Raw genomic sequence first — 21,045 nt, 5'->3', positions numbered from 1 at the left:
AACAAAAACATGTCTGATAAATCCGTAGCAGTAGTTAACTACGCTGAACCCAAAGGTTCAGTAGAATTAAGGGAAATCCCCATTCCTGAAATTGGTGAAGAAGATATTTTATTGGAGGTTGAAAATGTAGGCGTATGCGGAAGTGATCTACATCAATGGACTTCGGACCATAGTTGGCCTGTGAATTATCCCGTAGTACTGGGTCATGAATTTGGAGGAAAAATCGCTGCCTTGGGAAGTAGGGTAAAGGGATGGAAAGTGGGAGAAAGAGTAGTCAGTGAAACAGCAGCTGTGATTGATTCCCTTAATCCAATGAGCAGGACTGGGCTGTATAATCTGGATCCGACAAGAAAGGGTTTTGGATATGGAGTTAATGGGGCCATGACCAGGTTTGTCCGCGTTCCTTCCAGGTGCCTTCACCACGTTCCTGAACAACTGGGTTTTGAGGAAGCCTGTCTCACAGAGCCCTGCAGCGTCGCTTATAATGCTGTTGTCGGTAATTCCAATGTTAAACCTGGAGACAGGGTTTTGATAATCGGGCCAGGCACCATTGGTATTCTATGTGCAGCAGTAGCAAGACTTTGTGGGGCAGAAGTAGGGATTTTGGGCCTGGAAAAAGATAAATCAAGATTGGAAATCGCAAAAGGATATGGATGTGACCCGCTGATTGGTGATGCAGCGATGGAATGGTCAAAAAAAAGGGATGGACTAGGTGCAGATCTGATTGTGGACGCCGCAGGGGTAAGTCCCACTTTGAAAATTGCCATGGATTTGGTCCGTCCAAATGGTCAGATCACAAAAGTCGGTTGGGGACCTCAGCCCTGTAATTTCTCCTTAGATCCTATCGTGCAGAAAAATGTCAGGCTTCAGGGAAGCTTTAGTCATAATTGGCCTATTTGGGAAAAAGTTATAGGTCTTTTGGCAAGCGGAGCATTGAATGTAAAGCCAATCATAGGTGGAGTATGGCCAATAACAGAATGGAAAAAAGCCTTCGAATTGATGCATGAAGGAAAAGTGGTGAAAAGTGTATTAAAGCCTGTTTAGCATGAGGTTAAAAGACAAAGTAATTATAGTAACCGGAAGTACTACCGGGATTGGAAAGGCCATTGCAAAAGCTGTATTGGCAGAGGGGGCCAAGGTAGTGGTCCATGGACTGGAGGAAGATTTAGGGATTCAGGCAATAGAGGAGTTTGGCAGTGAAAGAACCGTTTTGCTTGTGGAAGACCTCAATAATGATGGCACCCCCCAAAGATTAGTTGATTTGGCAGTGAAAACCTGGGGAAAGCTTGATGCATTGGTTAATAACGCCGCTTGGATTGTCAGTTCTGATATAAACTCCACAGATAAAGAATTTCTTAGAAAAGTTTTGGACATCAACAGCATTGCTCCTTTTCTTTTGATAAAGTCAGCACTCTCTTATTTGGAAAGATCAAAAGGAGTGGTACTGAATATTGGTTCGGTAAATGCCTGGAGCGGTGAACCCAATTTATTGGCTTATAGCGTATCCAAAGGGGCTTTGATGACATTAACAAGGAATTTGGGAGATGTACTCCCCAGAACCCATGGGGTGCGGGTGAACCAGATCAATCCTGGGTGGGTGCTGACCGAAAGGGAAATGATCAGAAAAAAGCAACATGGTCTGTCTGAAAACTGGTATGAAGAAATACCTGCCATGTACGCCCCATCAGGAAGAATACTTTGGCCCTCTGAAATCGCAGCAGCTGCGGTGTATTGGCTGGCAGATGAAAGTGGACCTATCAGTGGACAGGTAGTTGATCTTGAACAACACCCCTTAATGGGAAGGAATGCTCCCAAAGACGCCTCCACCATACATGGTAAATAACCGAAATATCACAACACTATGCCCAAATTAGCTGCTTTTCCAAAAGCATTTATGCATGCGCTATGCAAGGATGGAAGCATGAAATTGGCCAATTGGATTGACATGGCCTGCAAGCTGGATATAGAAGGCTTGGAATGGTATGCGGGATTTCTTGAAATGCAGGATTCAAAAAAATGGCCTATATTCAGGAAAATGGTTGAAGACAATGGCAAAGTAATTCCCATGATGTGCTGTTCTCCGGATTTCACCCATCCCAATAAAGCTTTCAGAAAAAAGGAAATCGAAAAACAAAAGTATTGGATTGACATGACCTACGTCTTGGGCGGGTCTTTTTGCCGGGTACTTTCAGGTCAAAGAAGGCCTGGACTTTCCATTCAGGAAGGAGTGAAATTAGCAGCCGAAAGTATACAGCATTGCCTGAACTATGCCAGAGAAAGAAGTATCACTTTGATATTGGAAAATCACTACAAAGATGATTTTTGGGAATATCCGGAATTCGCCCAGCAGATGGATGTTTTTTGTTTGCTGGTAGATAGCATTGACCATCCCAATTTCGGGGTCAATTATGATCCCAGCAATACTTTTTTAGCAGGAGAGGACCCTTTGGAATTACTGAAAAAAGTCTCCCATAGAGTAGTAACCATGCACGCGAGTGACAGGTATCTAAAGTATGGTACCATTGAGGATCTCCGAAAAGAGGAAGATGGCGCTATCGGATATGCTAAAAGATTGAGCCATGGAGAAATTGGCAAAGGATTGAATGACTATGACGCCATATTTACAGAATTGAAAAGAGTAGGCTTTGACGGATGGATCAGCATCGAAGACGGAGTTGATGGGATGGACCAACTGAAAAGAAGCGTTTCCTTTTTAAGGAAAAAAATAGACCAATACTGGCCAAGAAAATAATAGAATATGGAAGCAATTCATTTATACAGCTCACAATGTATATTGGGAGAGGGGCCTTACTGGCATGCACAGAGAAATAGCTTTTTCTGGGTGGATATTGAAACAGGCACTCTTTTCGAGTATTCAATGGACAAGCGAAAGGTGAAAACATGGAGTTTTACCCATCGGATCAGTTTGGTACTGGAAGGAAAGGAGGATCATTTGATATTGGCATTAGACCTTAACATTGCAAGGTTTAATCTGGAAACAGAAACCCTGGATTGGCTGGTATCCATTGAAGATAGTCTTTCAGGAAACCGGCTAAATGACGGGAAATGTGATGCATTTGGCCGCTTGTGGATAGGCTCCATGAATTTAAAATTCAAACAGGGAGCAGGTTCATTGTATAGCCTGGATCAGAACCTAAGGGTTCAGAAACATTTGGACCAAATTACTATTTCAAATGGAATGGCATGGACCAGAAACAATAAAACCCTATATTTTATTGATAGTCCAACCCAAAAGGTAAAAGCTTATCATTTTGATTTGGAACAGGGTGAAATCCAATTTGACCGGAATGCCATTGAAATCCCTGATTCTCTGGGAACGCCGGATGGAATGTGCATTGATCAGGAAGGCAAATTATGGATTGCCCATTATGGCGGGTCTGGCGTTTACCGATGGGATCCAATGAGTGGCAAATTGATTGAAAAAATCCATTTACCTGTACCCCATATTACTTCATGTGCTTTTGGTGGGAAAAAACTGGATACACTTTTGGTCACCACCGCCAGGGAAAACTTAAATGAATCTCAATTGAAGGAATTTCCATTAAGTGGGGATGTTTTTTTAATCCAAACCAATACGACTGGATTTTTGCCAAATTGCTGTGCATTGTAATACAAATTCGATCGATACAATTTTCAAAAATGAAAAACCCTCTTGTTTGAAGAGGGTTTTTTGGTTTCTTACATTTGAAATCACCCATAAGGTCATCCATGGACAGCAAAATTCTGATTCTTTTGCTACCCCTCCCGCTTTTTGCTTTCTTTTTTAGCTTTTTTTTCAGCCCGCTTTTCTTTAAGATTTTTCCCAGGCTTCTTTTTTTCCTCTTTTTTTACTGTTTTTTCCTTTGACATGGGATTTGAAATTTTAAGGAAGTTAGTAGTTCCATTTGAAAAATCATATAGGAAATGGAAAATAAAAACAAGGCTTTTTGACCAATAGATAAGTTGATGAAAATAATATATTTTAAAAACAAAAACGGGAAATATCCTTTCGAACATTTCCCGCTTCATGAACTGATAATCTTAATCACCAACTCATGCCAAGCTACAGTTATTATGACATTTGATCAGTTTCCTGAATCAAAAAACTTAATGAAATAAGTGCATTCTTTCGAACCACTAAACAATCAAACTTCTGTGGTCAAGCCATCTCAAATTTCGAACATCGCTGTCAAAACTCCTTTGTCTGTTGCATATTTTCAATTAAGTCCGAAATTTTACTTTCGATCTTTTATCTCTTACTTGATATGATCAAATTTCGCTAACAAACCCCTGAAAACCAATTTTTTTGCAATTTATTTACCAACAATTTTTCAACAATATATTTTGGTTTATACACAAAATTTGGCCCTTTATTCACAAATCTAAAATACTTGATATTATTATATAAATAATCTTTCATTGGATTATGGATACTGAAATTCCATGCTTATTTTCGCTCCTCCCTGATTGATGATTTCCAATTTTCCCTGCAGCTGATTGACCATGGTATGGATGATTTGATATCCAATTGAATCCGGTCTTACCTTTGAAGGATTAAACCCTTTCCCATCATCTTCTACGCTAAGCTGTAACTTGCCTTCATTTTCTTTTAAAACTATTCTTATTTCCCCCTTTTGTCCTCCCGGAAATGCATATTTTAGACTATTGGTTACCAATTCATGAACAATCAAGGCCAAAGGCACCATAGTAGTGGCATCCAAATTCAAATTTCCCATTTCCAAAATCAGCTTCACCTGGTCTTCCTTGACGTGATATGTCTTAAATAGCCCTGAACATAATTTGAGCAGATAGCCTTTAACATTTACTTTAGGAAGATTTTCTTTTTGGCTTAGGCTCTTTCCCAGAAGCGCCACGGTTTTGGCCCTTCCATATCCTTCTTCAAAACCATTTCCCGAAACTTTATCTTTATCCTGTAACAGCAGCAAACCGGAGATAAGCTGAAGACTTTCCTCCATTCTTTCATGAGCTTCCTTCAAAAGCATTTTGTATTCAGCTTTGGAAATGGAAAGTGCTTCGTTCTGTTCCAAATTCCTGCTTCTTAGAAAATAAATCAGGATCAATAAGAAAATAAGCAAAAGCAAAGTAATTAGTAAGGCATAAATAGGCGTGTTATTTGGCTCACTAATTTCGGCCCTAGGTAAGTTTTCCAATTCCGCCATTGCATGACGGTGATTTTGCTCAAGCAATTCAATTTTGGATTGATAATGGGCATCTAAACTGGAATATTCTCCTCTTGCCAATGAATCTGCAATGATTTTGAGGTGCTTTTGGTTATCGAGTGCAGCTTGAAACCAACGCATTGATTCATAAGATCGTGAAAGCAAAGAATAGGCTGTTTCTTTTAGCTTTAAAGATTTTACTTCCTTAGCAATTTCCAATAAACGATAGGCATATCCTATGGCTTCACGATACTGTCTCAATTCAAAAAGAAGTTGGGCAATATGGGAAATGGATTCCCCCATCCCAATGGAATCATTCAATGATTCCCTGATTTTTAAACCCTTAATAAAAAATGGATATGATTCTTCTTGAAAACCCTGTTTGCTTTTCAAAACCCCCATTTGATCATAAAAAAAACCAATTCCGCGCTTATTTTCGGCCAAAGAATCAAGTTTACCTTGAATCTTCAAATGAAATTCAGCCGTCCCCAATTCATCTTCCTGATGATAAATCAAAGCAAGCTTGGCATGCGTTTTGGCCATTTCCAAGGTATCATTTACCTGCTCAAAGTAAACCAGTGCCTCCTGAAATCGCTCCTTTGCCATTCCAAATTGGCCTGACTTTTCATAAAATAAACCTAGGCTATCTGCCAAATTGGCTAAAGACAATAAATTGACTTTTTCCTTTGAAAGGGAATCTTGGTTAAATATGTCCTTTTGGGTCATTTCACCTTGAAGGAAAATCCCGATGGCAGTAATCCAGGAAATAATTACAAAAACCTTCATGAGCTGAAAAGCAATTATGGTGAATAATGTAATACTCAGGATTATTCCCCGGCAATACAAAGACCTATAAGCCTGAAAATCTTTATATTATCAAAATAATGAATAATTTACTGCTTAATCAAAATATTGACTGAATATTATTTTTACCCGATTTTGTACAAAAATCAATCAGGAAACAGGGACCAAACTCAACTCATTGAGAAAATTCAGATGCCCATTAATCAATGCTTGGTCAGAACTCATCAACTTTATTTCAACGGTCCCGTCAATTTCAGATAATGCAGCTGCATAAAGACAAAGCAAAGGATTTTCACTGACCACATATATAGGAAATAGACTAAAATCAAGTTTTCTTAATTCAGTTCCAATCAATAAACCGCTCAGGTATTGGTAGTTTTGAACAGGGTCCTTACCCTTAAGGATATCTTTTGACCTGATGGCAAATATTTGATGGAGTAAATCTGCTGATCCAGAATCCTGAACACCTTGGATAAAAGATGACCTATCTACCCCTGATTCAACAGAATTACTGATAATGCTCTTCTTTATCAATAGGTTAAATAGTTCTCCCGTGATGTAGGTTTTGAATTCAGTTGCCTTTGCATTTTGGACAATCACATGTTTGGAATGGGTTCCTGGAAAAATATATACCCCGTCTTTTTTAGGAACATTGGCGCAACCCATCAGCATAACTTCCTCACCGCGCATGATATCCTCTTCAGTGCAAGCTCCTGAAATAATAAAAATAGGATGTTCAAAATCTTCATCAGGTTCAAGATTGGCAAACTTTAACTGCTTTGCGTTTAGGTTAAAAGGAAATTTCATGTAAGGGAGTTCAAGCAAACCTATAGAAGAAGAAGCCATCCCGGAAAGAATAAGGGGTATAGGAGTGACTTCCAATTGGCCCAAAGATAAAATGGCTTTACTGAGGACCTGCTTGTAAAAAGATACCCTTTCAGAATCAGGCAAAAGTGATTGTTTCCACCTAGAATATACACTTGAAATACCTTCAGGAATTATTACTTCCTTTAAGATTTCTTTGGTTTTGGATTCCACCAATCTCAATCTAAAATTTGAAGTCCCCCAATCACAGCTTAAAAATTGCATAAATGATTTTCTTTGGTATTTCCCTAGTCAAATATTCTTATGAAAAAATACTTGGATATATCTGAATATCAAATGCCTGCCTGGTTTATTTTCAAAAGAGCCTGTAAAACATTCTCCTGAATAAACTGAAAATTTTTAGTTTCAACCAATTTTCCGGAAGCCATCCAGGACCCTCCCACTGCAATTACATTTTTAACATTAAGGTATTCGCTTAAATTGCCAAGATTGACCCCTCCCATAGGTATATACAGAATACCCAATTGCCCATAGGGTCCGTTTAATGCTTTCAAAAGCTCAACCCCGCCAAATTGCCCAACGGGAAATATTTTTAGGATACTAAAACCCATTTCATAAGCATTTTCTAACTCAGAAGGGGTAATGACCCCGGGAATCATTTCAAACTTTTGTTCCATAGCAAACCTACAAACCTTAGGATTAAAACCTGGAGCCAAGCCAAATGCAGCTCCCGCATTCACTGCTTTTATGACTTGTTCTTTATTAATTAAAGTACCGGCCCCAACCGTCATTTCAGGAAAATTTTTCCTGATTTGGGCAATAGCTCCTTCTGCTGCTTTTGATCTGAAGGCAATTTCCATTATATCCAAACCGCCCTTGAGCAATGCTTCAGCTATGGGTAAGGCATCCCTTTCATCCTGAATGGTGACAGCTGGTAAAATCCTGTTCTTTGACAAACTTTCTTTTAGGGACATGTTAGTTTGAATCGATAAGCTTTTTGTCTTTACCATCTTTCAAAGCCCAATAATTTTTTTCCAAGATCGGAAAGCACCGCTGTTGTATATTTTGTTCTTTCCCAGTCCCTTGGATCTCCCGGAAAAGCATAACCTGATGGTGCTATTCTATTTTTCCAGGAATTGATCCTCCATTGCCTCAATTCTTCATTGTCTTCCTCAGCAGGCATCATGGAAATATACTGGGCAATACGCACTTTATCTGAATGATTCGCTCTTATACCATGTGGCAGGAGACTGTTGAAAATCAGCAAGTCCCCAGCTTCTAGTTTTACTTTCACAATTTCATTTTCCAAACTCGAAATGTCAGGTTGAAAATAGTTTCGGTCTTTAGGCTGGGATAACTTCCAGGTATCATAATTCCTATAAAGTTCAGGAATACACTGGAATCCTCCCATATTTTCATCGGTCTGATCGGCTAAGGCCAAAACCCCTTGAACATTTTGAGGTTTGGTCTCAGGATCATAATCCCAATGGATAAATGCCTTGTATTCATGACCTGGTCTTATCGGGAAATTGAGATTTGCCCGGTCTATGGTGACCCAAAGTTTTTCGGACCCCCAGATGTCAACAAAGGCATCATAGATTCTTGGCATTTGCCGGTTGTTCCATAATTCCTGATGATTGTAAACCTCCACCATTCCAGTCCCCACCAGTTCTTTCATCTCCATATCCTGATTGGGCCTGGAATACCAAGTACTGGGGTCATCGGGGTCTTTTTCCGAAAATTCCCAAAGAAAGGAAGCCGTTTTGGCAACCTGCTCCCTAGGGACCGCATTTTTTACAATTACATATCCATTCTGCCTCCAGAATTGCCAATCTTCCTCACTCAATACCCTAAGTGCCTTTCCATCGGATCTGTCGTTTAATTTGGTCTTACTGCTTTTGGCAACAGATGGGTTTCCAGGTATCTCTTTGTGGCCACCTTGGGTACCTTCCTTAACAACTGATGTTTGACCCTGTCCTTTCATGGTTTGATTTGGAAGAATTATGAAAATAAGTTTAGAATGTACTACCTAATCTGATGAAAATCAACTCTATTTGAAATTTTCACAGGTTAAAAAACTTTACAAGCAATAATTGAAGTCGGTCAGTACATTCAATCCTCAACAAAATTTTAAAATTATATTATATCATAACAAAATCTATTATGGACGGTCGATTGTTCTTGTGGTATTATTGATAAAATCTGTCTTTACCCATATTTTTGATTGAAATAACTTATTCAAAAATCTTTACCGTCTGAAATTTTACCTAATAGAATCATTTTCTGATGGCAGATTCAAGAAGGAAGATTTTGCGCAAGTAAAGCCTATTAAAACCTATTAAAAAATGAATTTATTCCCAAAAGAGCCACAACTTACCGTTGTTGCAAGGTTGATTATTTGTATTTCTGTATTTTTTATATCTGCCTGCAATTCTGAAAACTCTACTTCACAATATGCCACATGGACCCATTATGGAGGATCCCCGGAGCAATCGAGATTTTTTGATGCAAGGGAAATCACAAAAGAAAATGTCAATCAATTGGAAATAGCCTGGGTTTTTCCAACTGAAGACGAAACACCTTATTTTTTCAGTCCCATTATTGTAGATACAGTCATGTATGTGATGGGGAAACATTCCTCTCTCATTGCTGTCAATGTGGTAACTGGAAAAGAAATTTGGATTCATGCCAATCTCAATGGTCTTACCAGAAGGGGAATCAATTATTGGGAAAGTAAAGACAAAAAGGATAAACGCCTGATCTTTACTATTAACAATACTATTCAGGCCATTGATGCGGTGACAGGAAAATCCATTTTGAGTTTTGGAAAGGAGGGATATGTGGATTTAAGAGAAGGGTTGGGACGTGAACCCAGTTCAATGAGAAGGATTCAGCCCATGATGCCTGGTGTGATATTTGAGGATTTACTGATCATTGGTTCTTCACCGGGGGAGAATTATTTTTCCCCTCCCGGTCATGTGAGGGCTTATAATGTAGTTACAGGCAATATGGAATGGATTTTTCATACCATTCCTCAACCTGGGGAATTTGGCTATGAAACCTGGCCAAAAGATGCCTATAAATATATTGGAGGGGTAAATGTTTGGAGTGAGATATCTGTAGATACCCAAAGGGGCATAGCTTACCTCCCTGTTGGGTCTCCCACTTATGATTACTATGGAGCAGATAGGATCGGAAGCAACCTCTTTGGAAATTCCCTTGTGGCATTGGATGCCAGGACAGGAGAAAGACTCTGGCATTACCAGACCGTTCACCATGATTTATGGGATTATGACCTCGCTTCAGCCCCACAATTGTTGACTATCAACCGAAATGGTAAAAAGGTTGACGCCGTAGCAGTTGCCACCAAACATGGATTTGTATTTGTATTTGACAGGGTAACCGGTGAACCGATTTTTCCAATTGAAGAAAAACCCTTTCCCCCAAGTGAAATGCCTGGAGAAGAAGCCTGGCCCACACAACCCATTCCTTCACTTCCCAATTTTACAAGAAATGAAGTGACCAAAGAAACACTGAACCCCTATTTCACGGATAGTATCAAACAGTTTTGGTACAAAAGATTGGAAATAGGAAAGTCAGGACTTTATATTCCTCTATCCGATAAACATGAAAACATCACCATGCCAGGAGCCTTGGGGGGAGCAAATTATGGGAATACGGCTTCTAATCCGACTAATGGAATGATGTACATACTGACCCAGGAACATGCTTCCATCTACAAACTCAATAAAGTTGAACCTCCAAAGGTAGACTTGTCGGTAAATGAACTCCAAAGGGTAAAAGCCCTTTATAATACCACTTGCCAGACATGCCATGGCAAAGACATGTCCGGTGGTGTAGGGCCTTCCCTTCAAAAAATCGGAGAGCAATTGTTTTATGATGAATTCAGAAGTACAGTGGTCAATGGAAAGGGACAGATGCCGGGATTTGTTCATGTGGATGAAGAAACCTTAAAAGCCATGTACAGGTATTTGGGAGGAAATCCCATGAGCTTCAATTTCCGAAGAAACCTTGAACCTATCATTCCAAAAGGACCTGTGGTGGCAACAGGAGGGGCCTCCATCATACCCGATGAAACCAGGGCATTACCCATGTCAGATTACCCTGAGGAAGTAGATCATCCTTCTGAGCGCTATACTACAGAATATGGGCTGGACTGGCCTGCCTTGGCGGCACCTCCCTGGTCATCCTTGGTGGCTTACAACTTGAATGATGGTTCCATTGCCTGGAGGAAGCCTGTAGGTCAGGATTCCCTATATGTGCAGGGAGATCAAAGTAAGGGCGCTCCAAGTGGTGTACTGAGAAAAGGTATGATTGTCACTTCAACCGGACTGGTGTTTGCTACCGCAAAAGGTGGTAAATTATATGCCTTTGATGCTGAAAACGGGGATCTTTTGTGGGAGGAAACTTTGAGCCATGAAGTAAATGCCCAACCCAGCATGTACTGGTTGGACGGTAAACAATACCTCGTCATCAATGCAACCTCAAATTTTGCCAAAGACAGCTATGACCACTCCAAAAAGCAAGGAGCTTTGCCAAAAGGATATGTGGTATATGCCTTACCGGATAAAAAGTAACCTTTTATTGTAAATAAATCATCCCTATTAGGAACCAGTAAAAATAGAGATTGGTAAATTTTAAGGATTTTCATAATTTGAACCAAACCCATAAAACCTATGAAAAACATATTCATATTGGTAATCCTTTTCCTAACCTACCAGACAAAAGGACAAGACCTTAAAGAGAGGATTATATCTAATGATCCTGAAAAATATAGGGAGTTGTCTGCGGTGCATGAAGGGGCAGGCAAAATGGGGTTTACCCAACTGATCGGTAGAAATGATTTGGCTACCAACTTCCTTTACCTTCATGCCGGGCAAATTCAGGGGAAATCAGGTATAGGACATCATTTCCACCATTCCATTGAGGAAATGTTTGTCATCCTGGACGGGGAAGCAGAATTTACTGTCAATGGCCGTACCTCAAAAATCAAAGCCCCTGCTGTGGTTCCCTGCAAAATGGGCGATTCCCATGCCATTTACAATCCTACCGACAATAACCTTACCTGGCTCAACTTTGCTGTCAGCCGTACCAAGGGAAAGACAGATGCTTTTGACCTTGGTGATACCCGTGTCGGTGCAAGCCTTGATCCTGTACCTTCATTTGTTAATGGAAGATTAGAAAAAGAAAAATTAAAGGGTAATAATCCTGCTTATTCCGGTGAGGGAGTGATGTACCGTAGGGTTTTTGGACCGGAAGTATTCAGCACCGATTGGAATCATGTAGACCATGTGGTTATTCCTGCGGGAACTAAAGGAATTGTCCGCAAGCTTGAAGGATTTGAAGAAGTCTATTATGTCACCAAAGGTAATGGAAAATTAGGCATTGGGAATAGTGTTTCAAGTTTTAAAGCCCATGATGCGTTTTGGGGGGCTTTAGGAGAAAGTTTGAGCTTTACAAACGATGGAAGCGAAGATCTGGAACTTTTGGTCATAGGAATTGCCGCACCTAAACAGAAAAGCCTTGCCATTGAAAGACCACTGATCGAACCTAAAGCCATGGTGCTTCAGATGGAGTTTGTGGTGGATAAAGAAAACGCAAAAGCTTTTGAGGAAATGTATTATTCCATTTATGTTCCTGCCATGGTGGTCCAACAGGGTTATTTGGGTTCCAAGTTGCTGCGCTTGTTCCCTGAAAATTTATCGAAGGAAATTCAGGCGGAACCTACCTCCTACAACTACCAGATCATGATTTATTTTGATACAGAAGAAAACAGAAGGAAATGGGTGGCCAGCAAACAGCATGATATCGCTTGGCCTGCAGCCTCTGGTCTCGCCAAAGAATTCAAATGGAAAGGCTATGATGTGATGGGAGACGATGACAATTATTGATATTTACTTTCTTTATCCAAAATCTTATTCAATGAAAATCAAATTACAGATCCTGGTTCTAAATTTTGTTTTATTGACGGGATGGCTTTCTGCCCAAACCATTTCCAAAGAAGAGATGATTTTCCTTACTTCAGAGTGGAAAGGAGAGCGTTTTCCAGATGGAAGGCCCAAAATACCTGATGATTTATTGGAAAGGGCCAAGCATATCATGATTGATGATGCCTGGAATGCTTTAAGAAATGAAGGTTATCACAACCAGTATGAGGGCGGTTGGAAAATGGTAAACGAAACTTTAATGACAGGACGTGCTGTCACGGCTATGTATCTCCCCAGCAGACCGGATGTGGAAAGGAATATTAAGGAGAGAGGTGCTAAACAAGGCAGGAAAGGTAATACCAATTCCTGGCCGATAGATACCCTTGTTCCAGGTGACCTTTATGTAGCGGATGCTTTTGGAAAAATCGGTGGAGGTCCTATTATGGGTTCTACCTTGGCCAATTCCATCTTCAGCAAATCAGGCAATGGGGTGGTTTTCGATGGCGCATCCAGGGATTTGCAGGAAATCAGAAACATTCCAGGATTCAATGCATTTGTACGGGATTTCCATCCCTCCTTTACAGAAGAAATGGTGCTCATGGGACTCAACACACCTATCCGGATCGGAAATGCCATAGTACTCCCAGGGGACCTCGTCATTGCAACCATTGAAGGTGTATTATTTGTGCCTGCGCATTTGGCAGAAGAAGTTGTCTCAGTTGCGGAATTTGTGGTCAGAAAAGACAAATTCGGTTTTGAAATGGTAAGAAACAATATTTACAGCACAGGGGAAATTGACAACCAATGGACTGATGAAATCAAAATCGCTTTCCTCAATTGGCTTGAAATACATCCAGAGCTGGGTACCATGACCAGACAGGAACTGGATCGCATCATGAGTAAAAGAACCTGGTAAGAACTAAAAAGAGGAAAATCAGAGGATGTTGGCAATTTAACCCAGTATCCTCTGATTCCATTATCTACAACAATTTTACCCCTATAAGTAATTGATATATCCTTCTTTGTTGGTCCTAATTTTAAATACTTTGCTGTAGCTTACGATATACAGGGTTTTCATATCGTCATCCCCGAAACATAGACTCACCGGGAAGGAAGGCAAGTTAATCATTCCAACAAACTTTCCTGTATTGTCAAAAATCTGTACTCCATAAAAGGTGGCAACATAGATATTGCCTTCTTTATCAATGGCCATGCCATCAGCTCCTGAAGACCTCCCTTCCCTATTCAAAACATCTTCTGTCAACAAAACCTGAGCAAATTGACGGCCATTGCTAATGGAGCCATCCTCTTGGACATCGTAAGCCCAGATGAAATTCTCTTTTTCGCTTTGTACAGGATACCAGGATTCTTTATCAAAACAATTATTGATATACAGAGTCTTTCCATCCGGGGATAATAGAATACCATTGGGCATGGCAAACTCATTGGGCTCGGTGATCCTTTTAATTTCACCCTGGGGAGACACATAATATACCGCCCTTCCAGGTTGAAATTTTTCCGCCTCCATGGTGAATTGAGGATCCGTGAAATAAAACCCTCCTTTGGTATCGGTGATAATATCATTGGGGCCATCTATGGGTTTGCCATCATATTGGTCCACCAAAACCCTGATAATCTGTCCTAAACTTGTCATTTCCACCACTTTATGTCCCATCATGTCACATACGAGTAAGTTGTTGTTTTTATAGGGATAAAGCCCATTGGCCTGCATTTTTCCCTGAGTGATATTTCTGTAACTCCCATCAGGCAGCATTTCCACAATAGAGCTTTGCTTAGGGTCTCCGTTCCAGTCCTGGTCAAAATACATGTTAGAAAAATACAGTTTCCCATTCATCCACTTTGGCCCTTCGGTAAAAAATAACTCAGGTTTGGTTTTCTTACCATCGATCAATAATTCCAGTTTGGCATCTTCCGGAATAAATTCATGGAATCTTGCCTTACTTTCATTTGCCTTTGCCAAATAATCAGAACGGGAAGGCCAGAAAATGTCCAAAGCCTCCGCGCCCAAAGCTCCAATATTGGCAGCATGAACATAATTTCCAGGAATCCTGACCACATCAAGAGTTTCCATCAGTTCTGAGTTATCCAAAAGAATTTCATTCACTGTCCCGCGAAGAATAGCCATAATTTGTTCCTCTTGATGAATATGATGACCAAAAGAGGAATTGGGAGGCATGGAAATAAAACTTAACATCATATTACTACCGCCTAACACCCTGGTAAATGCCCCCGGGGCAAGTTCTGTCAAGTGGATATCAAAGAGGTCATAAACCTTATTGGCCTCAATATTTGGGGAATTTAAGCCTTGATACTTCTCAATTTCCTTAGTAAGATCTTTTATGCCTGTTTTCCGGATATACTCCAATTGTGGGGGACTGAATACCTGGCAAATTTTAGCTCCTTCCGAGCCTGCAGTGATGGAAAGTTTTGTTCCCTTTTCCAAATAGATAAAATCCATTCTTGGGGTTCCACTATGGGTACCGTCCTGGGCTTCCCTTTTTCTGGAAGTCATTTTCATTGACGCTCCATTTACCTTTAAGTCAAGGGATCCTTCCACAAGCAATACAAACCTTTCTTCTTCCAATAATTCTTCCGGAATCATTGCACCGGGGTTTAATTCAAGAATAGCAAACATGGCACCTTTACCCCAAACGGTTCTTCCTTTTACACCCGGATGCCATTCAGTTTGTTCAAATGCCTCCAGGTTTTTGACTTTTGCTGCATCTAGATTGGGAGGTACGGTTTCTTTGGGAAGTCCCTCAATTTCCTTTTCTGAGAGTCCATATTGCTTGATAAGTTCCCGGTTTTTGGCTTCCCATTCCTGCCCAGAAGGCTTACAGTTAGTGAAAAGCACAACAAAAAAAACTCCAACAAACAGTTGGGGGCAATTTTTCAGGTTCATAGGTTATCAGGTTTGGTTTCTACTCCAAAAATTACTCAATTAAAATTAAAAAACTTTACCGTTTACAGGAAAATGGCATTTAGTTTTGGATGAAAGGATAGGAATTAACTTATTCTATAAATGCCCGACGAAAGGGTGGCAAGCAGGGAACTTTGGATAGACTAAAAATTGGGTAATCACAGGGAATATAATGAGTTTTACCCATTGGTTTTCTTTTTTTTCCATAGCCATTAAAAATTTATGATGTGGTAATCAGAAAAATGAAATGAACAGAATTCGGGTTTTGCTTTCACGGAAATAACCATATTGGTGTTATTGTTTCACCATATATTGCTAGACAGTCATCAAAAATAAAACTAATCTCATTTCGTATTTAGTGGGAACTGAATCTTTTGGATTTATATTCTCTCAACTTAAAAAACAAATAATGTATTCTCAATTTCATTCACCTCTCTCCTTTTTCAAAATTTCTTCAATTTGGATTTCGAGTGTTGGAATAACATTTTCTACTACAGCCCAAATTGCCCAAAGGTCAACACCAATATAATCGTGAATTAATTTGTCTCGCATTCCAGCAATCTTCTTCCATTCTATATAGGAATACTTTGATCGAAAATCAATATTCAATTTTTTAGTTGCTTCTCCGATGATTTCAAAATTTCTGATAACTGCATCTTGAATTAGATTATTCTGTAAAAATCCCTGCTCACCTATCCCATCAGTATATTCAATTATTCGCTTAATACAAGAATTTATATGTTCAATATAAATTATGGGATCTTTATTCATACCAACCTAATCAAATCTGATTCAATGTAGGGTTTAAGTGATGGACTTACCGAACGCAAAGTAACAAGGTCAACTTTCACTCCAATTAATTCTGATAATTCTTGCTCAAGACCGATTAATTCAAGAAGATCAATTTTCATTTTAAAGTCAATTAAAATATCAAGGTCGCTTTTCTCATTTTCCTCTCCTCGTGCATACGAGCCAAAAACTCCGATAAAGGTTGGATTAAATCTTTCAGTGACTTTTTTAATAATATTCTTTTGTTCTTGGGAAATCATAACGAAAGATAATCTTTTTTCTCAAAATTTCATTCGGCTTGAATTAGTTGATATTGCTTTCTCTTTAAGAAAAGCTAGTTCCTTAAAAGTATTTACGGGAAAGTTGAAATCCAGTTCTGGCATTTATTAGTATCAATGACAAGTTGGTAAATCCAAGTACCAGTTCAGCTATTTGTGCCACCAAAAAAACACTATCAATCTCTAGATAATGGGACCGGTAATAGAGGAAACATGCCAGGAAGATTAAAGTAATCCCGTTTACAAGGATAAATTTCATTCTCTTTTGCTTTTGCTGAACGAAAGGGTTTTTGGATTTGCCTGCCAATTTTCCACCAGTTATTTTCAGCATTGGCATGATTATCAGCATGATGGGCAAAGCAAACAAAATACCTTTTTTTACTTGCTTGATAAATGCCTCCTCTCCCTGAATTTCTGCCAACAAAGAGAAAGTAAAAAAGCATCCAATGGTTAAAATTGCAATGACTGTAGAGATAATATGTGCAATGACAATGACTTCCCTTTTCATGAATATAGATTTTCCAATACAAAGAAACCGGCAAGAAAAATCTTAAAATTGTAGAAAACGAAAATTCTCCATTTCTTTTCTCAATTGGTTGGGGGATTGGCCGGTTATGTTTTTTAATTCATGAATAAAATGTGCTTGGTCAAAATAGTGGTTGTCGTGAGCAATATCTGTTAAAGAGTTATTTGAATACCTCAACTGAAAAGCCACCTGTTTTAATTTGACCAGCTTAATATAATCCTTCGGCGAACATCCTATGAAATCATAAAATTGATTTCTAATGGTCCTGTCAGAAACTCCCAAAAGCCTAGAAAGCTCAGTAACCCCAATATTCCCGGCCCTTTTTTCAATTATTTCAATTGATTGGACAAGGAGAGACAATTCTTTTAGGATTATTTTTTCAAGGAGGACCTTTTCCAATTCTTCGAACATTAGTGCGGTATTTTCACAAGCATTCAGCCTTATTTGGATTTCTTGTTCGGAAATATAAAGCAACTCTTCTGCTGCTATCAGCCAAGACATATCTTTCAAACTTTTTGGAGTTAAGTATGCAAGAAAAAATGGTCGGGCGTGCGCTCCAATGATTTTGACCTTTTCTGTTTGGGGCTCTACAATTATCCTATCTGTGGTCATTCGGGAAAAAACCCAGTTGACTGACTGTGATTCATTACGCGTAAGATTATTTGCTTTAAAGGAATGATTGAAAAAATAGCCTAAGGTGATCCTGGGAAAAGGGATGATAAATTCAGTGTTGAGTGATAGCTTGTCAAGAGGAACATCAATAAAAAAATAATAATCAATAACCGTTGAAAGAAATTGGTCTATTGGTTTTCTTGTGGTGAAGTAATTACTTGTACTCACGGAATAAATTGACTAATTAGATTGTATTAATTGAAAATAGACAGATATTTCAAATACCAAAAACCACATTCACTCGATTTGATTTCATTTTTATTACCCATTCGTCCTGAGGACTGACTGATGTATTCCAGAGGTAAAGGGATTTCAAAGTTTTGATTTCTGCGATTGAGGCCAATCCCTCAGCACTTACCCCGGTGCCATTTAGATTTAAAATCTCCAGCCTGGAAAAGTTCTTTAAAGCTGAAATCCCATTATCCGAAATGGGATTGTTTTCAATCCGGAGCCGTTGCAAATTGGAAAACTGTGCAATCAGGCTTAGATCAGCATCCCTTATCCCCGTTTCGGCCAAGGTCAGCCAATAAATCTGATCTTTAATGGGCAAAAGTGATTGAACCAACTCAGATACCTGACCTTTGAAAGATTCCTTTGTCAACACCACATCCAAGGCACCTGTCTCATAGGATAGCACCCTGATCCGGAATCCCATTTTCTCATAAGTCTTGATTTGAGCTGTATCTATGCTAAAGGTAAGAGCTTTTTCTTCTCCCTGAACATTCAGTCTTGGTTTTGCCCAGGCGATCAGGCCCTCTTCTGCTTCCATTAAAGAGACTTTAGGATCTGCATTCCCTCTTTCTATCCACCAGATAATGACTTGGATTTCCTCCTCCGTCAAGGGCTTTTTCCCTTCGGCAGGCATAAAATCCTCATGACCTGCCGGCAAAGTTACCCTTCTGATCAGTTCACTGTTCTCCACATCAGAGGGTATAATTACAGGACCATTTTCACCCCCTCTGAGCAATGTTTTATAAGAAACCAAACTCAGTTCCCCTTTTGCCTTTCCAGGTCTGTGGCAACTCTGGCACTTATTTTTAAAAATAGGCTGAATCACATCTGTAAATACCTCCGCCTCCTCCACGCTGGCCAAAAACCTTCCTTTGCTTTCCTCCTGTTTTCCCCCAAAAGGTGCATAGGCAGTCAGATAATCTTCTCCATGGGTAAGGCTTCCCCCAAAATGTCCTGTAATTATGAGGGCAAGTGTCAAAAAGCCCAAAACTGCATAATTGATTGCTTTTGAAAATTTAAGTGGGTTTTTGTTCACCCACCAGGCAATCCCGGCCAGAAATACTGTAATCCATCCTGCCACCAAATGAACATCCAAAAGATCACCGTCATAACCACCAGATTGGGAAAGGAAAAATCCCAAAACTGCTCCTATCAGGGCACTGACTGCTCCAATAAGCAAAGCAAAGTTGACAGCTTCCTCTAAAGCTTGCCTATTCCCAAAGACAGCATAAACCTTGAATAAAACTGCTATCATCAAAAATCCAATGGGCAAATGAACCCAAACCGGATGAAAACGGCCGATAAAAGTGATCAGGTCCTGTGTCATTATTTGAGCCTCCTAACTTAAAATTCCCTTTACCACATGACCTTCTACATCAGTCAACCTGAACCTCCGCCCCTGATGCTTATAGGTTAGTTTTTCGTGATCTATTCCAAATAGATGTAGAATCGTAGCCTGAAGGTCATGTACATGAACAGGATCTTTGACCACGTTATATCCAAAGTCGTCTGTTTCTCCATAGGTAAAACCCGGCTTTACCCCTGCCCCGCACATCCATTTGGTAAAGCAGCGTGGATGATGGTCCCGGCCATAATTATCCAGCGTCAGTGTTCCCTGACTGTACACCGTCCTGCCAAATTCACCGCCCCAAACGACAAGTGTATCTTCCAACAAACCTCTTTGCTTTAAGTCTTTGATCAGTGCAGCAGTGGCCTGATCGGTTTTCTTACATTGATTCTTAATTCCATCAGGCAGATTCCCATGCTGATCCCAACCTTGATGGTATAGCTGTACAAATTTCACATCCTTCTCGATGAGCTTCCTAGCCAAGAGACAATTGGCAGCATAAGTTCCGGGGTCCCGACTGTCCTCTCCATACATCTCATACACCCAATCAGGTTCCTTGGACATATCGGTCACCTCAGGAACTGAGGTCTGCATTCGAAAGGCCATTTCATATTGGGCGATACGGGCACTGATTTCAGGATCACCATAGGTATCGAATTGTATTTCATTGAGTGATCTCAGATAATCCAGCATTTCCCTTCGGTCCTGTCCATCATAGTTCTCAGGATTGCCCAAATAAAGCACAGGGTCTTTTCCGGACCGGAACTGGATTCCCTGGTATTGGGAAGGCAGAAATCCATTTCCCCAAAGTCTGGCATAAAGGGGTTGGTCCTGTACGGCATTTTTTGAAACCAATACGATAAAGGCAGGTAGGTTTTGGTTGTCTGAACCCAGTCCATAACTCAGCCAGGCACCCATGGATGGGCGGCCCGGAAGCTGATGACCTGTCTGGAAAAACGTAATGGCCGGATCATGGTTGATCTGCCCGGTTTGCATGCTTTTGATAAAACAAAGTTCGTCTACGATCTCAGCGGTATGGGGCATCAGTTCACTGACCCAGGCCCTGCTCTGTCCATATTGATTGAATTTGAAAGCAGATGCGGTCATGGGAAAAGAGCTTTGATCTGCACTCATCCCTGTGAGACGCTGCCCGTCCCGGACCGAATCGGGCAACTCCTGTCCATGTAGGTCAGTAAGCTTGGGTTTGTAGTCGTACAAATCCAGTTGGGAAGGCCCTCCACTTTGGAAAAGGTAAATCACCCGTTTGGCCTTGGGCATAAAATGGGGCAATCCTGGTAAGCCATATGATGACTCTGAAAGTAAGGGTGAAGCTTGATTATTTCCTGCAAAAATCTTTTCTATTCCTATTAGGGAACCCAAAGCCAAGGAACCAATACCCAAAGAAGTCTTGGTCAGAAACCTTCTTCTGTCCATTTTCTTTTCAATTTCCTGAAGATCCTTATTTGCGGATCTCAATGGGGCATTGTGGTGGTGCTGACTCAT

At 40.1% G+C, this 21,045-nt stretch carries 18 protein-coding genes; 7 read left to right on the top strand and 11 right to left on the bottom strand.

Translation table 11 applies throughout. The annotated features are described in order from the left end of the window. Window positions 1-9: 9 nt before the first annotated feature. The 4 genes from ACFSKV_RS00820 to ACFSKV_RS00805 are packed head-to-tail and all read left to right on the top strand — an operon-like array spanning window position 10 to window position 3,631. Window positions 10-1,044, top strand: coding sequence for a zinc-binding dehydrogenase (locus ACFSKV_RS00820; protein WP_380799634.1), 1,035 nt, complete (start codon window positions 10-12; stop codon window positions 1,042-1,044). A gap of 1 nt (window position 1,045) precedes the next feature. After that, complete coding sequence (locus tag ACFSKV_RS00815) at window positions 1,046-1,843, top strand: SDR family NAD(P)-dependent oxidoreductase (RefSeq protein WP_380799632.1); 798 nt, start codon at window positions 1,046-1,048, stop codon at window positions 1,841-1,843. A gap of 18 nt (window positions 1,844-1,861) precedes the next feature. Further along, window positions 1,862-2,752, top strand: coding sequence for a sugar phosphate isomerase/epimerase family protein (locus tag ACFSKV_RS00810; protein ID WP_380799631.1), 891 nt, complete (start codon window positions 1,862-1,864; stop codon window positions 2,750-2,752). Between the two features lie 6 nt (window positions 2,753-2,758). Further along, a complete protein-coding gene (locus tag ACFSKV_RS00805) occupies window positions 2,759-3,631 on the top strand; it encodes an SMP-30/gluconolactonase/LRE family protein (protein WP_380799629.1) in 873 nt (290 codons plus the stop codon). Between the two features lie 793 nt (window positions 3,632-4,424). On the opposite strand, the gene ACFSKV_RS00800 is transcribed toward ACFSKV_RS00805, so the two are convergent. The 4 genes from ACFSKV_RS00800 to ACFSKV_RS00785 all read right to left on the bottom strand — a co-directional run bounded on the left by ACFSKV_RS00800 (window position 4,425) and on the right by ACFSKV_RS00785 (window position 8,793). Next, entirely contained in the window at window positions 4,425-5,966 is a 1,542-nt protein-coding gene (locus ACFSKV_RS00800; protein ID WP_380799628.1) for an ATP-binding protein, read from the bottom strand. A gap of 168 nt (window positions 5,967-6,134) precedes the next feature. Beyond that, window positions 6,135-7,073 (bottom strand): 2-dehydro-3-deoxygalactonokinase, encoded by a 939-nt coding sequence (locus ACFSKV_RS00795; protein ID WP_380799627.1) that lies wholly within the window; start codon window positions 7,071-7,073, stop codon window positions 6,135-6,137. Between the two features lie 68 nt (window positions 7,074-7,141). Beyond that, the gene (eda, locus tag ACFSKV_RS00790) at window positions 7,142-7,783 is read right to left on the bottom strand and encodes a bifunctional 4-hydroxy-2-oxoglutarate aldolase/2-dehydro-3-deoxy-phosphogluconate aldolase (RefSeq protein ID WP_380799625.1); all 642 of its coding nucleotides are present in this window, start codon (window positions 7,781-7,783) and stop codon (window positions 7,142-7,144) included. 29 nt (window positions 7,784-7,812) lie between these two features. Continuing rightward, window positions 7,813-8,793: a phytanoyl-CoA dioxygenase family protein gene (locus ACFSKV_RS00785; protein ID WP_380799624.1), complete on the bottom strand. Its 981-nt coding sequence runs from the start codon at window positions 8,791-8,793 to the stop codon at window positions 7,813-7,815. A gap of 361 nt (window positions 8,794-9,154) precedes the next feature. On the opposite strand from ACFSKV_RS00785, the gene ACFSKV_RS00780 reads away from it, so the two are divergent. The 3 genes from ACFSKV_RS00780 to ACFSKV_RS00770 all read left to right on the top strand — a co-directional run bounded on the left by ACFSKV_RS00780 (window position 9,155) and on the right by ACFSKV_RS00770 (window position 13,673). After that, complete coding sequence (locus ACFSKV_RS00780; protein WP_380799623.1) at window positions 9,155-11,407, top strand: outer membrane protein assembly factor BamB family protein; 2,253 nt, start codon at window positions 9,155-9,157, stop codon at window positions 11,405-11,407. A gap of 99 nt (window positions 11,408-11,506) precedes the next feature. Further along, window positions 11,507-12,721, top strand: a complete 1,215-nt coding sequence (locus tag ACFSKV_RS00775) for a cupin domain-containing protein (protein WP_380799622.1) — start codon at window positions 11,507-11,509, stop codon at window positions 12,719-12,721. A 31-nt stretch (window positions 12,722-12,752) separates the two neighbouring features. Next, a complete protein-coding gene (locus tag ACFSKV_RS00770) occupies window positions 12,753-13,673 on the top strand; it encodes an RraA family protein (RefSeq protein ID WP_380799621.1) in 921 nt (306 codons plus the stop codon). An 81-nt stretch (window positions 13,674-13,754) separates the two neighbouring features. Here ACFSKV_RS00770 and ACFSKV_RS00765 read toward each other — a convergent pair whose 3' ends face one another. The 7 genes from ACFSKV_RS00765 to ACFSKV_RS00735 form a co-directional block, all read right to left on the bottom strand. Next, window positions 13,755-15,680, bottom strand: a complete 1,926-nt coding sequence (locus ACFSKV_RS00765) for an SMP-30/gluconolactonase/LRE family protein (RefSeq protein ID WP_380799620.1) — start codon at window positions 15,678-15,680, stop codon at window positions 13,755-13,757. Window positions 15,681-16,121: 441 nt separating this feature from the next. Further along, window positions 16,122-16,469: a HepT-like ribonuclease domain-containing protein gene (locus ACFSKV_RS00760; RefSeq protein ID WP_380799618.1), complete on the bottom strand. Its 348-nt coding sequence runs from the start codon at window positions 16,467-16,469 to the stop codon at window positions 16,122-16,124. Continuing rightward, the gene (mntA, locus tag ACFSKV_RS00755; protein ID WP_380799616.1) at window positions 16,466-16,747 is read right to left on the bottom strand and encodes a type VII toxin-antitoxin system MntA family adenylyltransferase antitoxin; all 282 of its coding nucleotides are present in this window, start codon (window positions 16,745-16,747) and stop codon (window positions 16,466-16,468) included. The genes ACFSKV_RS00760 and mntA overlap by 4 nt, the downstream gene beginning before the upstream one ends. Window positions 16,748-16,829: 82 nt before the next feature. Beyond that, window positions 16,830-17,273: a hypothetical protein gene (locus tag ACFSKV_RS00750; protein ID WP_380799614.1), complete on the bottom strand. Its 444-nt coding sequence runs from the start codon at window positions 17,271-17,273 to the stop codon at window positions 16,830-16,832. Between the two features lie 42 nt (window positions 17,274-17,315). After that, window positions 17,316-18,131, bottom strand: coding sequence for a helix-turn-helix transcriptional regulator (locus ACFSKV_RS00745; RefSeq protein WP_380799612.1), 816 nt, complete (start codon window positions 18,129-18,131; stop codon window positions 17,316-17,318). Window positions 18,132-18,180: 49 nt separating this feature from the next. Further along, window positions 18,181-19,521, bottom strand: a complete 1,341-nt coding sequence (locus tag ACFSKV_RS00740; RefSeq protein ID WP_380799610.1) for a DUF2231 domain-containing protein — start codon at window positions 19,519-19,521, stop codon at window positions 18,181-18,183. 12 nt (window positions 19,522-19,533) lie between these two features. Beyond that, window positions 19,534-21,045 carry a DUF1501 domain-containing protein gene (locus tag ACFSKV_RS00735; RefSeq protein WP_380799608.1) on the bottom strand — a complete coding sequence of 504 codons (1,512 nt, stop codon included), beginning with the start codon at window positions 21,043-21,045 and terminating at the stop codon, window positions 19,534-19,536.

The organism is Shivajiella indica, assembly GCF_042683085.1.
Lineage (GTDB): Bacteria > Bacteroidota > Bacteroidia > Cytophagales > Cyclobacteriaceae > Shivajiella > Shivajiella indica.
This window is presented reverse-complemented; position numbering and strand designations above follow the sequence as displayed.

Excerpts from the sequence above, each read along its gene's own strand:
- ACFSKV_RS00820 (WP_380799634.1), top strand. The coding sequence starts at position 10 with ATGTCTGATAAATCCGTAGCAGTAGTTAACTACGCTGAACCCAAAGGT.
- ACFSKV_RS00815 (WP_380799632.1), top strand. The coding sequence starts at position 1,046 with ATGAGGTTAAAAGACAAAGTAATTATAGTAACCGGAAGTACTACCGGG.
- ACFSKV_RS00810 (WP_380799631.1), top strand. The coding sequence starts at position 1,862 with ATGCCCAAATTAGCTGCTTTTCCAAAAGCATTTATGCATGCGCTATGC.
- ACFSKV_RS00805 (WP_380799629.1), top strand. The coding sequence starts at position 2,759 with ATGGAAGCAATTCATTTATACAGCTCACAATGTATATTGGGAGAGGGG.
- ACFSKV_RS00800 (WP_380799628.1), bottom strand. The coding sequence starts at position 5,966 with ATGAAGGTTTTTGTAATTATTTCCTGGATTACTGCCATCGGGATTTTC.
- ACFSKV_RS00795 (WP_380799627.1), bottom strand. The coding sequence starts at position 7,073 with ATGCAATTTTTAAGCTGTGATTGGGGGACTTCAAATTTTAGATTGAGA.
- eda (WP_380799625.1), bottom strand. The coding sequence starts at position 7,783 with ATGTCCCTAAAAGAAAGTTTGTCAAAGAACAGGATTTTACCAGCTGTC.
- ACFSKV_RS00785 (WP_380799624.1), bottom strand. The coding sequence starts at position 8,793 with ATGAAAGGACAGGGTCAAACATCAGTTGTTAAGGAAGGTACCCAAGGT.
- ACFSKV_RS00780 (WP_380799623.1), top strand. The coding sequence starts at position 9,155 with ATGAATTTATTCCCAAAAGAGCCACAACTTACCGTTGTTGCAAGGTTG.
- ACFSKV_RS00775 (WP_380799622.1), top strand. The coding sequence starts at position 11,507 with ATGAAAAACATATTCATATTGGTAATCCTTTTCCTAACCTACCAGACA.
- ACFSKV_RS00770 (WP_380799621.1), top strand. The coding sequence starts at position 12,753 with ATGAAAATCAAATTACAGATCCTGGTTCTAAATTTTGTTTTATTGACG.
- ACFSKV_RS00765 (WP_380799620.1), bottom strand. The coding sequence starts at position 15,680 with ATGAACCTGAAAAATTGCCCCCAACTGTTTGTTGGAGTTTTTTTTGTT.
- ACFSKV_RS00760 (WP_380799618.1), bottom strand. The coding sequence starts at position 16,469 with ATGAATAAAGATCCCATAATTTATATTGAACATATAAATTCTTGTATT.
- mntA (WP_380799616.1), bottom strand. The coding sequence starts at position 16,747 with ATGATTTCCCAAGAACAAAAGAATATTATTAAAAAAGTCACTGAAAGA.
- ACFSKV_RS00750 (WP_380799614.1), bottom strand. The coding sequence starts at position 17,273 with ATGAAAAGGGAAGTCATTGTCATTGCACATATTATCTCTACAGTCATT.
- ACFSKV_RS00740 (WP_380799610.1), bottom strand. The coding sequence starts at position 19,521 with ATGACACAGGACCTGATCACTTTTATCGGCCGTTTTCATCCGGTTTGG.
- ACFSKV_RS00735 (WP_380799608.1), bottom strand. The coding sequence starts at position 21,045 with ATGAGTCAGCACCACCACAATGCCCCATTGAGATCCGCAAATAAGGAT.